14 protein-coding genes are annotated in these 14,438 nt (G+C 65.2%); 8 read left to right on the top strand and 6 right to left on the bottom strand.

The annotated features are described in order from the left end of the window. Positions 1-166: 166 nt before the first annotated feature. Entirely contained in the window at positions 167-1,603 is a 1,437-nt protein-coding gene (locus AB3X86_RS28715; protein WP_368598625.1) for an FAD-binding oxidoreductase, read from the bottom strand. An 11-nt stretch (positions 1,604-1,614) separates the two neighbouring features. After that, complete coding sequence (locus AB3X86_RS28720; protein WP_368598626.1) at positions 1,615-2,589, bottom strand: isopenicillin N synthase family dioxygenase; 975 nt, start codon at positions 2,587-2,589, stop codon at positions 1,615-1,617. A 237-nt stretch (positions 2,590-2,826) separates the two neighbouring features. Between AB3X86_RS28720 and AB3X86_RS28725 the strand changes: the two genes are divergently transcribed. From AB3X86_RS28725 to hutC (AB3X86_RS28745), 5 genes are read left to right on the top strand one after another with little or no spacing between them, the layout of a single operon-like run. Then, positions 2,827-3,654: a transporter substrate-binding domain-containing protein gene (locus tag AB3X86_RS28725; protein ID WP_368598627.1), complete on the top strand. Its 828-nt coding sequence runs from the start codon at positions 2,827-2,829 to the stop codon at positions 3,652-3,654. Positions 3,655-3,704: 50 nt separating this feature from the next. Continuing rightward, positions 3,705-4,355 carry an amino acid ABC transporter permease gene (locus tag AB3X86_RS28730; RefSeq protein ID WP_368598628.1) on the top strand — a complete coding sequence of 217 codons (651 nt, stop codon included), beginning with the start codon at positions 3,705-3,707 and terminating at the stop codon, positions 4,353-4,355. Between the two features lie 28 nt (positions 4,356-4,383). Next, on the top strand, positions 4,384-5,046 hold the full coding sequence (locus tag AB3X86_RS28735; protein ID WP_368585298.1) for an amino acid ABC transporter permease: 663 nt from the start codon (positions 4,384-4,386) through the stop codon (positions 5,044-5,046). A 13-nt stretch (positions 5,047-5,059) separates the two neighbouring features. Then, entirely contained in the window at positions 5,060-5,947 is an 888-nt protein-coding gene (locus AB3X86_RS28740; RefSeq protein ID WP_368598629.1) for an amino acid ABC transporter ATP-binding protein, read from the top strand. After that, positions 5,944-6,756, top strand: coding sequence for a histidine utilization repressor (hutC, locus tag AB3X86_RS28745; protein ID WP_176105685.1), 813 nt, complete (start codon positions 5,944-5,946; stop codon positions 6,754-6,756). The genes AB3X86_RS28740 and hutC (AB3X86_RS28745) overlap by 4 nt, the downstream gene beginning before the upstream one ends. Before the next feature lie 20 nt (positions 6,757-6,776). Here the strand turns inward: hutC (AB3X86_RS28745) and hutC (AB3X86_RS28750) are convergent, their stop codons facing one another. The 4 genes from hutC (AB3X86_RS28750) to AB3X86_RS28765 all read right to left on the bottom strand — a co-directional run bounded on the left by hutC (AB3X86_RS28750) (position 6,777) and on the right by AB3X86_RS28765 (position 9,973). Continuing rightward, complete coding sequence (hutC, locus tag AB3X86_RS28750; RefSeq protein ID WP_368598630.1) at positions 6,777-7,556, bottom strand: histidine utilization repressor; 780 nt, start codon at positions 7,554-7,556, stop codon at positions 6,777-6,779. A 112-nt stretch (positions 7,557-7,668) separates the two neighbouring features. Continuing rightward, entirely contained in the window at positions 7,669-8,349 is a 681-nt protein-coding gene (locus AB3X86_RS28755; protein ID WP_368598631.1) for an isoprenylcysteine carboxylmethyltransferase family protein, read from the bottom strand. 23 nt (positions 8,350-8,372) lie between these two features. Continuing rightward, entirely contained in the window at positions 8,373-9,209 is an 837-nt protein-coding gene (locus AB3X86_RS28760; protein WP_368598632.1) for an arylamine N-acetyltransferase, read from the bottom strand. Positions 9,210-9,295: 86 nt separating this feature from the next. Beyond that, entirely contained in the window at positions 9,296-9,973 is a 678-nt protein-coding gene (locus AB3X86_RS28765) for a hypothetical protein (RefSeq protein WP_368598633.1), read from the bottom strand. Between the two features lie 280 nt (positions 9,974-10,253). Here AB3X86_RS28765 and AB3X86_RS28770 point away from each other — a divergent pair, with 280 nt between their 5' ends. The 3 genes from AB3X86_RS28770 (at position 10,254) to efeB (ending at position 14,395) form a co-directional block, all read left to right on the top strand. Further along, positions 10,254-11,777 carry a carbohydrate porin gene (locus AB3X86_RS28770; RefSeq protein WP_368598634.1) on the top strand — a complete coding sequence of 508 codons (1,524 nt, stop codon included), beginning with the start codon at positions 10,254-10,256 and terminating at the stop codon, positions 11,775-11,777. A 181-nt stretch (positions 11,778-11,958) separates the two neighbouring features. Next, a complete protein-coding gene (locus tag AB3X86_RS28775) occupies positions 11,959-13,053 on the top strand; it encodes a hypothetical protein (protein ID WP_368598657.1) in 1,095 nt (364 codons plus the stop codon). A 37-nt stretch (positions 13,054-13,090) separates the two neighbouring features. After that, positions 13,091-14,395 (top strand): iron uptake transporter deferrochelatase/peroxidase subunit, encoded by a 1,305-nt coding sequence (gene efeB / locus AB3X86_RS28780; RefSeq protein ID WP_368598635.1) that lies wholly within the window; start codon positions 13,091-13,093, stop codon positions 14,393-14,395. Positions 14,396-14,438 lie beyond the last annotated feature (43 nt).

Here is a 14,438-nt window from a genome sequence, read left to right on the forward strand (position 1 = left end):
GCGAAGTCGATCGCCTACTCGGACAGCGCAAGCGGCGTCTATATTCAGCGCGATGTTCAAGCGGCTCGGCGTCGCCGGCCGCACAGGAAACGGTTCGTGCAACCGGGCTCGATCCGGTCGCCGCGCACTGAGCGATCAGGCGGCGCACGCGCCGCCTCCATCAGTATCAGAACAGCTTGCCCGGATTCAGGATGCCGTGCGGATCGAGCGCATGCTTGATCGCGACCATCGCGGCAAGCTCGGCTGGCGAGCGTGAAATCGGCAGGAACTCGCGCTTGAGCGTTCCGATGCCATGCTCCGCCGACACCGACCCGCGCAGCGGCCCCAGCATCTCGTAGACAAACGCATAGACCGAGTGATGATCGACGCCCGGAATCGAATGGCCATCAACGGTCAGATGCAGATTCGAATCACCGATATGCCCGAAGAAATACGCTTCGTTGCCGGGCCAGCGCTGATCGAGCGCCGCGCGGCAACGGTCGACGAACCTGCCGATCTCGCCGATCGGCAGACTCACGTCGAAGTTGATCGGGTCGAGCTTGAGCGGAAACTCCGCGGTGCACTCGCGGATCGCCCATAGCGCGCGCGCATCGGCGACCGACTGCGCGATCACCGCGTCGCGCAGCGCGCCCGCCTGTAGCGCATCGCTCAGCGCTTGCGCGAAGCGGTCGCCAGCGTCGTCGGCATCGAAGCCCGCATGCTCGATCAACGCATAGAGCGGATACGCGGCGTCGAACGGTGAACGCGCGCCGGTCAGCTTCACGCCGAAATCGTAGAAGTCCGGCCACATGATCTCGAACGCGCCGATGTCGTTGCCGAAGCGCGTCGCCAGACGGCGCAGCAGGCTCACGGCGGCATCGTAATCGTTCAGCGCGACGAGCGCCGTATGACGCGCCGCGCGTCGCGGATGCAGCCGCAGCACCGCGCGCGTGATCACGCCGAGCGTGCCCTCCGAACCGATGAACCAGTGCTTCAGGTCATAGCCGGTGTTGTTCTTGACCATCTTGCCGAGCGAACTGAGCACGTCGCCATTCGCGAGCACCACTTCGAGACCGAGCACCTGATCGCGCGCGGTGCCGGACTGGATCACGCGATTGCCGCCCGCGTTGGTCGCCAGATTGCCGCCGATCTGGCATGAGCCGCGCGCGCCGAGATCGAGCGCGAGTTCGAAGCCTGCTTGCTCGGCGGCTTCCTGCGCGGCCTGCAACGTGGTGCCGGCACGCACGGTCAGTGTGGCCGACGCCGCGTCGAGTTCTTCGACACCGCTCAAGCGTTCCAGCGACAACGCGATATCGTTGGCGCGCGCGATCGCGCCGCCCGCGAGTCCGGTCATGCCGCCTTGTGGCACCACTGGCTGATGCGCGGCGTGGCAGATCGCGAGCGCGCGCGATACCTCGTCGGTCGTGCGCGGCAGCAGCAACGCCGCCGGACGTGTCGGCTCGTGGCGCGTCCAGTCGGTCATCGCGTGTTCGCCGATCTGTTCGCCGACGCGCACCGCGTCGGCGCCGAGCGCGGCGCGCAACGCCTCGAGTGTCGTCGCGAGCGGCGCGGTCGCGCTTGCGGTCCGGGTTCTCTTGTCTTCGGTGATGCTCTGCTCTGTCATGCAGGAGTTCCTTACCGTGCCGTAGCGGCGAGCTTCTTGCGATAGCCCATCGAATCGTTGATGCGGCCGAGGATATAGTCACCCGCGGCGACCGGCTGATATTTGCTTTGCGCGTCGCTCGCACCCAGCTCACGCGGATCGACGAGCGCGCCATAGGTCGGATCGTAGAACGTCGCGATCGAATAGCGCTCGCGCCCCGATGCATTGATCACGCGATGCAGCGTCGAGCGAAAGCGGTCGTTGGTCCAGCGTGCGAGCAGATCGCCGACGTTCACGACGAAACTGCCTTCGATGGGCGGCGCCTCGACCCAAGTATCGTTGGCGATTTCGCGCACCTGCAGGCCGCCGACCTGATCCTGCCACAGCAAGGTGATGCAGCCGTAGTCGGTATGCGGCGCGACGCCGAACTGATCTTCATCCGATTGCGGCGGCTGCGGCGGGTAGTAGACCATTTGCGTGCGCTGCATGCGCTTCGTGTAGCGCGGCACGAAGAAATTTTCTTCGACGCCGAGGCTCACCGCGACCGCGCGCAGCAGATCGGCACCGCACGCGCCGACCGCCTCGTAATAGTCATACAGCACCGGCCGCAACCCGGGCATGAAGTCCGGCCAGTTGTTCGGCCCGCGCAGTGCTTGCCCTGCCAGCACGTCGGGATCGTCTTCCGGCAGTTCGAGGCCGATGCTGAAGAACTCCTTGTAGTCGGGACGCTTGGCCTGGTACATCGTCGCGTCGCCCAGCGCATTGAAACCGCGATGCCGATGATTGACGGCCGCGCGTCGTTTGGTGTCGACCGGAAACGCGAAGAAGGTGCGCGCGGCTTGCGCGGCGGCATCGATCGTCGCCTCCGGTACGCCGTGATTGACGATGTAGAAAAAACCGATCGTCGTACACGCTTCATGAATTTCTTGCGCGACGCGTCGGAGCGCCTGCCGGTCGCCCGCGCGCACGCCGGCGACATCGATGATCGGAATGCGAGTCGCGGGCATCGCGCTGCTCCTTCGAGGATCGGTATTGCAGTGGTATATACCGCCAAAAGCACTGCTGCAAGTTGCTTCGCGTACCTCCATATCAGGGCTTTTCTCTACTCGCGCGAGCATTTATTTTTCGCCGGAAACGCAGTATATACTGCCCAGCAGGGCCCGCAATCGGCGTCGGCGCGGCGGGTCCACAACGAAGACTTCGACACGCCGGCACCCAACACCAATTCGCCCCCGGAGAACCCCATGCGTATCCTTGCAGGCTGGAAATGTGGTCTGGTCGTGCTGGCGCTGTGCGCGGCGAGCGTCGCAGCGCACGCCGAAGACCAGCTCGCCAAAGTGAAGAAAGCCGGCGAACTGGTGGTCGGCACCGAAATGCAGTTCGCACCGTTCGACTTCCTCGAGAACGGTCAGCAGGCCGGCTTCAACAAAGACCTGTTCACGGAGATCGGCAAGGAAATCGGCGTCAAGGTGCGCTTCATCGATCTGCCGTGGCCGAGCGTGCTGCCCGGTCTCGAAGCGGGCAAGTTCGATATGGTCGGCGGCCCGTTGACGGTCACGAAGGCGCGCATGGAACGCTACACGTACACGCTGCCCGTCGCCGATGCGACCGACGCGCTGCTCAAGCGCGCGAACGATGCGTCGATCAAGCAATCGGCGGATAGCGCGGGCAAAACGATCGGCGCGGGCAAGGGCTCCGCGCAGCTCGATCAGCTGAAGAGCTACGCGGCCACGCTGCCGAAGCCGCCGGAAATCCGCGAGTACGTCGACAACAATCAGGCTTACGCGGACCTCGCGGCAGGCCGCATCGCCGCGGTGGCGAATTCGATGACCAACATCGCGTATGTCGCCAAGCAGCGCCCCGAGATGTTCGCGGTCGTGCAGCCGCCGTTCGGCGCGAAGGTGTACTTCGCATACGCATTGCGTAAGGACGCCGACAGCAAGCCGCTCGCCGACGCGTTCAATGCCGCGCTCGTGAAGATGCAGAAGGATGGCCGGCTCGCCGCGTTGCAGAAGAAGTGGTTCGGTGTCGCGATGGAGATGCCTTCCACGATGCCCACGCCGAACTACTGAGCGTCCGTGGGCGGCACGCGTCGTCCTTCCCGTTCCACCGGCCGCGACCCATGTTCAACACGACCGTCTTCGTTCAGGGCCTGCCGCTGCTGCTGCATGCGGCGCTCGCCACCGTCGGCATTTCGCTGACGGGGCTCGTGATCGGCTTCTTCGTCGGCATCGGCGTATGCACCGCGCGGCTGTCGCAGCATCGCGCCGCGCGGCTCGCGGGCGGTGCCTACGTGTTCTTCTTTCGTGGCGTGCCGATGCTCGTGCAGCTGCTGCTCGTCTACTACCTGTTGCCGTTCGCCGGCATCAACGTGTCGCCGATCGTCGCCGCGATCAGCGCGGTGTCGTTGTGCTCGGCCTCGTATATAGCCGAGATTCTGCGCGGCGGGTTTCTAAGCATCCCGCCCGGACATCTCGAAGCCGCGCGCATGCTCGGGCTTTCCCCGCTCGATACGCTGCGGCGCATTCTGGTGCCGCAAGCATTCCGTTTGACGCTGCCGTCGCTCGTCAACGAAATGGTGCTGCTGATCAAGGCTTCTTCGCTGATCTCGGTGGTCGGCGTCGCCGAGTTGACGCGCACCGCGCAGAACATCGCCGCGAGCACTTACCGGCCGCTCGAAGCGTATGTCGCGGCAGGGATGATCTACTTCGTGATCTGCGGTTCGCTCGCGCTCGTCGCGCATGCGGCCGAGCACCGTTTGCAGCACGCCTGAATCGACTCACGTTTAAGCCAATCTCGCCATGCAAACGTTCGATCCGACCGTCATCACGCACAACCTGCAGCCTATCGCTGCCGGTCTCGCGACGACGCTCGGCAGCTGGGCCGCGGGGGTCGCGATCGGTCTCGTGATCGGCTTCCTGATCGCGGTGCTGCAACTGTTCTGCGGACGCTGGCTGCGCGCCGCGCTGCGCGTCTATATCGAACTGTTGCGCGGCACGCCGTTTCTGGTGCAGCTGTTTCTGCTGTACTACGGCGGCCCGTCGATCGGGCTCACGCTCGAACCGATGACGGCCGGCATCGTCGGCCTGGGTCTCTACGGCAGTGCGTATTTCGCCGAGGCGTTCCGCTCCGGCTTCCAGTCGGTGCCCAAAGGTCATCTCGAAGCGGCGTCGTGTCTCGGGCTCACACGCTGGCAGGCGATCGTACGCATCCAGGCGCCGCAGATGCTGGTGCTGATCGTGCCCGCGCTGACCAATCTGATCATCGTGCTGAGCAAAGAAACGGCCGTGCTGTCGATCGTCACGGTGCCCGAACTGACCTTCGTGCTGACCGGCATCGGCTCCGCCACCTTCGCTTTCGTCGAAACGCTGCTGGTGCTGTGCGTGTGCTATCTCGCGCTGGTCGAGCTGACCTCGCGCGCGGGCATGTGGGCCGAAGCCCGCCTCGCACGCTTCATGGCATGATTCCGGGACCCCTATGAACGCCATCGCCGACATGCACTCCCCCGCGCAATCATCCGCGCCGTCCGCCAGCGCAACGGCGAACGCATCGAATACCGCGCCGCTGATCGAAGTGCGCGATCTGCGCAAACGCTTCGGCGATGTCGAGGTGCTGCGCGGCATCGATCTCGAGATCGCGCGCTCGGAAGTGGTCTGCATCATCGGGCCGTCGGGCTCGGGCAAGAGCACGCTGCTGCGCTGCCTCGCCGCGCTCGAAACCTACGATCACGGCGACGTGCGCATCGAAGGCGAACTGCTCGGCTATACCGAGCGCAACGGCAAACGCGTGCGCGCGTCGCATGGCGAGATCAACCGCGTGCGCCGCAACGTCGGCATGGTGTTCCAGCAGTTCAACCTGTGGCCGCACATGACCGCGCTCGGCAACGTGATGGAAGCGCTGCTGCGCGTGCGGCGCCTGTCGAACGACGAAGCGCGCCGCCGCGCGAACGCGATGCTGGAGACAGTCGGCCTCGCGCACAAGGGCGATGCGTATCCGGCGAAGCTGTCGGGCGGTCAGCAGCAGCGCGTCGCGATTGCGCGCGCGCTCGCGATGGAGCCGCACATCATGCTGTTCGATGAACCGACTTCGGCGCTCGATCCGGAGCTCGTCGGCGAAGTGCTGCTGGTGATGAAGCAGCTCGCGCGCGACGGCATGACGATGGCCGTGGTCACGCACGAAATGGGCTTCGCCGCGCAGGTCGCCGACAAGGTCATGTTCATCGACCAAGGCCGCATTGCCGTGCAGGGCAAGCCGCGCGACGTGTTTCACGATGCCGCGCAGCCGCGTCTGCGGCAGTTTCTGCAAAACTATTTCGACCGCAATGCGTTCTGGACGCGCGGCCCCGACGACACCCAGCCCCTATGAGCACCACCGCTCGCAGCAAGCCTCACGGCAAATTCTCCGCCAGCGCGGCCCGCGCCGCGGCCAGAACCGCGCGCGGCAGTGATGAGGCGCCCGCCGCGCGCTATGAGCAGGTCAAGCAGCACATCCGCCAGATCATCGACTCGGGCGAACGCCAGGCGGGCGATCGTCTGCCCTCCGAACTCGATCTCGTCGGGACGCTCGGCGTATCGCGGATGACGGTCAACCGCGCGCTGCGCGAGCTCGCCGACGCGGGGCTCGTCACCCGCGTATCGGGCGTCGGCACTTTCGTCGCACCGAACAAGCCGCAATCCACGCTATTGATGATCGCCCATATCGGCGACGAGATCCGCTCGCGCGGCCACGCATATCGTTGCGACATGGTGCTGTTGCAGCGCGAGACCGCATCGGTCACGGTGTCGAACGCATTGGGGCTGGCGCCGGGCGCTTCGGTGTTTCATGTGGTCTGCGTGCATCGCGAGAACGGCCTGCCGGTGCAGCTCGAAGATCGCTATGTGAATCCGGCCGTCGCGCCGGATTTTCTGCAGCACGATTTTTCGGCGCTGAAGCCGTCCGAGTATCTGCTGACGGCCGTGCCGATGCACGATCTCGAACACGTCGTGGACGCGGCGCTGCCGACGCCCGCCGAAGCCGAGCTGCTCGAAATTCACGCGGAGGAACCGTGCCTGACGCTGACACGCCGCACGTGGACGAGCGGCGTCGCGGTGACGTTCGCGCGTTTCGTGCATCCGGGTTCGCGCTACCGGCTTGGTTGCCGCTTTTCGCCGAATACGTCGCAGCGGCAGGGATAAAGCGTGCTTCAGCAACCGGGCTACACGGTCCCCGCCAGATGAAACCGCGACGCCGGATGCCATAGCCGCACCGACGTCGCGACGTTCTCGCCGACCCACGTGCGCCGCCACAGCAGCAGACACGGCTCGCCGATATCCATCATCAGATGACGCCGCACATAGGCGTCGGGCTTCTGCGCATAGATGCGAAACTCGGCACGCTGCACGGGCGCGAGCCGCACCATATAGTGATTCGGTGTTTCGACCGAGAAGTCCTGTTGCAGATATTCGGGGAACACTTTCGGATTGACGAAACGGTCCTCGTATTGAATCGGCTCGCCCTCCTCGCTGTGCACGATGCACGAATGAAACGCGGGACCGCTCGCGAGACCGAGCGCTTCGAGCGCATCGGCGTCGTCGCTCGGTTCGAGCGTCAGCACGCGCGCCGAATGACGATGACCGCGCGCGGCGATTTCATCGGCGATATTGCGGATCTCCAGCACCGTCGATTCATATCGCTGCGGCGCGACGAAGGTGCCCGAGCCTTGCACGCGCGTGAGCACGCGCTCGGCGGTCAGCTCGCGCAGCGCGCGCGACACCGTCATGCGCGCGACGCCGAACTCCTTGACCAGCTCCGTTTCGGAAGGAATCAGTCCGCCCGGCTTCCATGCGCCTTCGCTGATGCGCTTGAGCACGTAGCGTTTGATCTGCTCGTAGGCGGGCATCGCCTTGACCGGCGTGTCGCGGTTGCGATCGGCGGCGTCCTGGCTCTGCTCGGCCTGTGCGGCGGGCGCGATGCGCGCCTGTGTAGTTGTTTTCACTCCAAACCTCATCGGTGATTCGCCGGTGTTACATCAGGTACACCGTGGCCGGTTCTCCGGCGGCCGGGAGCCATCTTACCCGCTTCGACGGCGGCGAGACCACCTGGACGCGCTACCAGATAAACGGCACGAAACGGTAACGCACACGTTCCATGTACGCCGTGTAGCCGTCGAGTTGCTCGGCTAGCAGCCGCTCCTCGCGCACCGCGCGCCAGCCCATGCCGCACGCCATCACGGGCAGCGCCCCAAGCCCCCACCACGAGCCGAGCATCAAGGGCGTGCCGACGAAGAACACCAGCGCGGCCGCGTACATCGGATGACGGACGTACGCGTAAGGCCCGGTGTCGGCGACCTTGTGCCCGCGGCTCGCCTGAACCTTGACCACCGGCGCGGCGTAGCTGTTCGCGCGAAACACGAAGCGGCACATGAAGATGCACAGGAACACGCATAGTGCGCCGAAGCCCATCAGCCACAACGGCAGCGGCCCGGACCAGCGAAACCGCATCGCGTCGAAGCCCATCAGGACCAGCCAGCCGCACCACGCGGCTCCAATCGCGACCATGAACACACGATCCCAGCGGCTCTGCTGCGCCTGCACGAACGGCGCGAGCCGCTCCGCGAGCAGCGCGGGATCATGACGCGCGAGCCACAAGCCGACCCACAGGCTCAACACCACCAGCTCCAGCAGATACCACCACGCGGCCGGCCACGCGAGCGTGCCGGCCGCGCCGAACAGCAGCACGCCCATGAACGCCAGCCAGGCCAGCGATTGCAGAATCAGACGTGCGACCATCGCGGCTCCCTCATGGGCTGGTGTTATGCGGACGCATCACGCGTGCGCACGCGCTCGAACACGGCGGCGATATCGATGTCCTCCAGGTTCAAGCCGAAGCGCTCGCGCAGGCAGTCGGCGAGTTCGGCGGCACTCGCGAGGCGCCGTTCGCTGACGATCTGCCCTTGCGCGTCGCGCTCGTTCAACTGATCGTTGAATAGCGCGAGGCGCAGTTCGGGTAGCACGCGGCACGCCAGCAGGTTATTCACGAACTTCGAATCGGGCGACGTCGACGTGTACCAGTTCGAGATTTCATAGTCGACCCACTCGACTGCGCGCAGATCGACGTGATAGACGCGCGACCAGCTCTCGTCCGGCGCCAGCACCTCGAGATAGACGGTGTCGTGCCCCGCGTTGGCGAGACGGAACGTGCCGAGCGGAATCGGTTGTGCAAGGCCGGCGGTCAGGCGCAGCGGCGCGGTCAGCGTGACGCCGCCGAAGCCGACGTCGGCGATCCATTCGTCGCCGTCGATATCGAGACGCAGCACCATGTGCGTACGCGGCGAGATCGTGCCGGGCTCGCGGCCCCATATGACGCGCGCAAGCATCGGCGTGATCTTGAAGCCGAGTTGCATCAGCACGTTCGCGAACAGAATGTTCTGCTCGAAGCAGTAGCCACCGCGTTTTTGGGTCACGAGCTTGCGTTCGATCGCTTCGAGCTCGAGCCTGACCGGCTGGCGAGTCAGCGGGTTCAGGTTCTCGAACGGGATCGCGGCGGGATGGAGCAGGTGAATCGCCCGCAGCACTTCGAGCGTGGCGGCGCGCGGGCCCTGATAGCCGATGCGGGCGAAGTAGTTTTCCAGATTGACGGAGTGGGACATCGGCGGAATTCCAGTTGAGTAGCGGGTTCGACGCGATCATAGCGCTTTCGCGCTGAATCGATCGCGCGAGGCGAAGCGAAACGCGCCTACATGCCCTTCAACGCCGACGTCGCGATCGACGGCACCGTAATACCGTGGCTCGACGCGAACTGCACGGCCGAGCTCAGCGTCGACATCAGCGACTGCAACTGCCCCGGCGCCGACTGCGCGATATACGAAGCGCTTTGCGCGGTCTGCGGATTGAGGCCCGATTGCAGCAGCGACGACGGACTCATCTGACCAAGGCTGCCAAGCCCCGACTGCAAGCTCGAATACTGGCTCACTCCCTTGCCGAGCGACGACAGCCCCTGGGTGAACGCTTCCTTGTTGACCGGCGTCGCCGACGCGCCGCCACTTGCATGATTTGCGAACGCATCGGTGAGCTTCTGCGACAGCGACTGCTGTGTGCTGCCGACCTGCGTCAACTGACTGAGCGACGGCGTGCCACCGCTGAGCAGCCCCGCCGCCTGCTGCGCCTGGCCGGCCGCACTCGTCATGCCCATCGCCGACGCGAGGCTCGACTGCCCGCTCAGCACCTGCTGGTTCGCGCCAACATAGCTCTGCAGCAGCTGCGACACGCCGCCCGACGACGCCCCGGCACCGGCCGAGCTGTCACCGCCCCCGCCGATACCGAACTGCTTCAGATTCAACTGCGCGTGCGCGGCGCCGCCCAACAACAGACCGCCACTCGCCAGCAACGAAACCAGAAGAATGCGCTTGCTCATTTCGACCTCCTCACTTTGACTTTCGGGGTTACTCGTGCACTTCGACACCTCACCCTGTCGCGCGTTCGGTCTGACCACATCAATACTGTTTTATTACACTGTTATTACTACATAATTACACCTTCCTGCGCTTTACGAGCAGTCCGTAAATCCCGGGTTTACATGCCAGTAATATTGATGCGAATCGTTCTCATTTGTGTTGACTCTCGCAAATGGCCTGCGTACGATCTCGCCATCAGCTGCTTTCGCATCGGACGAAACAACACCAATAAGGATTTCGATGAAGTTCGCCCAACTCAATGGACTGCGCGCCAACGCGCGTCCCTTTTGCGACGCTTTGGCAAGTACCGGCGCAATTCATCGTACGCGTATGCCTTCGATGCGGCGCGTCGCACTGTGCACGGCCTTCGCGTGGGCCTCGTTGACCGGCCACGCGGCGCTGGCCGAAGCCAATCCCGATGCGAACCCGGAAGCGCCCGAAGCCGACCTGAACATTCAGGCGACGCAGACTAGCCAGTGGACCGGTTTCTGGAATCGTCAGCAGATGCTCGGCGACATGGGCGGCCTGCGTCCGTGGCTCGGCAAGTACGGCATGACCTTCACGCTGACCGAAACCAGCGAAGTGCTGGCCAATCTGCGCGGCGGTCTCGCGCGCGGCGCCGACTACGACGGCCTGACCACCGCCACCTTGCAGATGGATACGCAAAAGGCGTTCGGCCTGCCGGGCGGCCTCTTCAACGTCAGCGCGCTACAGATTCACGGCTCGAACCTGAGCGCGAACAAGCTCGGCACGTTGAACACGGCGAGCGGCATCGAGGCCGACAACGCGACGCGTCTGTGGGAGCTCTGGTATCAGCAGTCGTTCCTCAACAAACGCGTCGACGTGAAGATCGGTCAACAGAGTCTCGACCAGGAATTCATCACGAGCACGTATGCGGCGCTGTTCCTCAACACCATGTTCGGCTGGCCCGCGCTGCCCTCATACGACCTGCCGTCGGGCGGTCCCGCCTATCCGCTCGCGGGTCTGGGCGTGCGCGTGCGCGGCCAGATCACCCCCTCGTTGACCGCGCTGGCCGGTGTGTATTCGGGCGATCCGCTCGGCAACAACCCGGACAACATGAGCGGCACGAACTTCAACCTGCATAACGGCGCATTGTGGATCGGCGAGCTGCAGTACGCGATCAACCAGCCGTCCGACGGCGAAATGGTCGGCACGGGCGGCGGCGGTCTGCCGGGCACCTACAAGCTCGGCGTCTGGTACAACACCAACAAATTCGCCGATCGGCGTTTCGACAACATGGGACTGTCGCTCGCGAATCCTGCGTCGACCGGCATCGCCGCGAATCACAGCGGCAACTACAGCTTCTATGCGGTCGCCGACCAGATGGTGTGGCGCCCCGACCCCGACGAACCGCGCAGCCTCGGCGTGTTCGCGCGCGTGATGGGCGCGCCGGGCGATCGCAATCTCGTGCAAGTCGCGGCCAATCTCGGCGTCGTGCTGAAGGCGCCGTTCAAGGGCCGCGACAACGACAGCGCCGGCCTCGCGCTGACCTACATCAAGGTCGGCAGCCACGTGAACGGACTCGACGAGGACTTCCTGGCATTCAACGGCAGTCCGTACGGCGTGCGCACCAGCGAAACCACGCTCGAGGCGACCTACCAGTACCAGATCAATCCGTGGTGGCAAGTGCAGGCCGACGCGCAATACACGTTCAACGCCGGTGCGGGCCAGAACCCGAACGACCCGACGCAGTCGCTGCGCAATACGTTCGTCGTCGGCGTGCGGACCAATATCAACTTCTGATGCCGCCCGCCGCGCGCTTTCATCCACGCAAGCAGATGCCACCCCACGCAACCGGACCAGCACTTCCCATGCTTTCGACCGTCACCGCCACTCCCGCTTTGTGCGCCCGCACGGAGGCCCAACCGTGAACCCAGTCACGCGCAAGTTTGCGCCGCGCGCCGCGCGCGCCCTGCTCGCCGCGATGGCCGGCGCTGCCGCCCTCACGATGGCTGCGCCCGCGCAGGCGGAGCCGCAAGGCTTCCTTGAAACGATCAAGCATCACACGACGCTGATCAACACCGTCCCCGACAACGGCGACCAGAACCCGTACGCGATCGTGGTCGCGCCGGTCAGCGCGGGCACCGTGAAGCAAGGCGACGTGCTGGTGGGCAACTTCAACAACTCGACGAACCTGCAGGGCACTGGCAGCACGATCATCGACTATCACCCGGACACCAGACAAATGACGGTGTTCGCGACCGTGCCGCGCGATCTGAAGGAATGTCCGGGCGGCATCGGCCTATCGACCGCGATGACGATGCTGAAGTCGGGCTGGGTGATCGTCGGCAGCACGCCGAGCAACGACGGCACGACCGGCACCAAAGGCGCCGGCTGCCTGATCGTGATCGACCCGCAAGGCAAGATCGCCTCGACGATCTCGACGCCGAACATCAACGACCCATGGGGCAACATGGCGGTCGTCGATCACGGCGCGAGCGCGACGCTGTTCGTCAGCAACGCGGGCTTCGGCGTCGGCGGCGCGCAAGGCAATCCGCCCGTGTTCAAGCAGGCCACCGTGCTGCGCATCGACCTCGACGTACCGCAAGGCAAGCCGCCCGTCGTGAAGAAGGAAACCGTGATCGGCAGCGGCTTCGGCGCGCAGGCCGACAAGGGCGTGTTCCTCGTCGGGCCGACCGGGCTCGCGCTGTCGGCCGACCAGAAACTGCTGTACGTGTCCGATGCGATCGGCAACCGCATCACCGAGATCGACGATCCGCTCACGCGCGACACCAGCGCGGGCGTCGGCCGCCAGCTGAGCGCCGACGGCCTGCTGCATCGTCCGCTCGCGATGGCCACCGCGCCCAACCGCCACCTGCTCGTGACCAACGCGCTGAACGGCCAGGTCGTCGAAATCGACCCGGCGACCGGCAAGCAGCTATACGCACGCTGGATCGATACCGACAAGGCGCAGTCGCCCCCCGGCAACGGCGACCTGTTCGGTATCGCGATGACGCCCGAAGGCGACGGTTTCTACTACGTCGAAGACGACGTGAACACGCTGGTGCTCGCGAAGTAAGCGGCACCCACGCAGGCTGCAGGAAGGTGAAGTGACCATGACAAACGATCAACCCCCACGGCCGTCACGACGCGGCTTTCTCAAAGCGGGTGGCGCGGCGGTCGCCGCCGGTGCATCGCTGGGCGCCGGCCTCGCGAGCTCGCCGGCAGCGCTCGCGACGGCGCCCGCGCATAGCGCGCAGAACGCCGATCCGCAGCTCGCGGTCGAGCCGTTCTACGGTCCGCATCAAGGCGGCATCGTCACGCCGCAGCAGAGCCACACCTACGTCGCCGCGCTCGATCTGACCACCGACAAGCGCGACGACGTGATCGCACTGCTACGCACATGGACCGAAGCGGCCGCGCGCCTGACGCAAGGCGGCACGGCCTTCGCGATGCCCGCCGGCGACGACCAGCCCGCTCCCGATTCCGGCGACGTGCTCGGCCTCGGCCCGAACGGTCTGACCATCACGTTCGGCTTCGGCCCCGGCCTCTTCACGAAGGACGGCAAGGACCGCTATGGGCTCGCGTCGCGCCGCCCCGCCGCGCTCGTCGATCTGCCGCGCTTCAACGGCGATCAGTTGATCAAGGAGAAGACCGGCGGCGACCTGTTCATCCAGGCCTGCGCGAACGATGCGCAGGTCGCGTTTCACGCGGTGCGCCAACTGTCGCGCCGGGCCTACGGCGTCGCAGCGATGCGCTGGGGCCAGGCCGGTTTCCTGTCCGGTCCGCGCGGCCAGACGCCGCGCAATCTGATGGGCTTCAAGGACGGCACCAACAATCCGTCGACCGCGAAACCCGAGCTGATGAACCAGTTCGTGTGGGCCCGCGCCACCAACGACGCGCCGTGGATGGAAGGCGGCACCTACACGGTCGTGCGCCGCATCCGCATCACGCTCGAACACTGGGACAACACCGAGCTCGGCTTCCAGGAACAGGTGTTCGGCCGCCACAAGTACAGCGGCGCGCCGATCGGCAGCAAGAACGAGTTCGACGCGGTGGACCTGAAAGCCGAGGACAAGAACGGCGATCCGGTGATTCCGGAGAACTCGCACGTGCGTCTGTCGAATCAGGCGAGCAACAACGGCGCGCAGATTCTGCGGCGCTCGTATTCGTACAACGAAGGCACGAACTTCTATATCGAGCGCTGGCCGCCGTGGCGTCAGGAAACCGAGTACGACGCGGGGCTGATTTTCATTGCGCATCAGAGCGACCCGCGCACCGGCTTCATCCCGATCAACGACCGCCTCGCGAAGTTCGACATGATGAACCAGTTCACGACCCACGTGGGCAGCGCGATCTTCGTCGTGCCGCCCGGGGCGAAGCCGGGTTCGTATGTCGGCGCGGGGCTGTTCGAAGCGTGATGAAGCACATGAAGCACGCCGGGCGCGCAGCGCCTCTCTCACT

The organism is Paraburkholderia sp. BR14374, assembly GCF_040948685.1.
Lineage (GTDB): Bacteria > Pseudomonadota > Gammaproteobacteria > Burkholderiales > Burkholderiaceae > Paraburkholderia > Paraburkholderia youngii.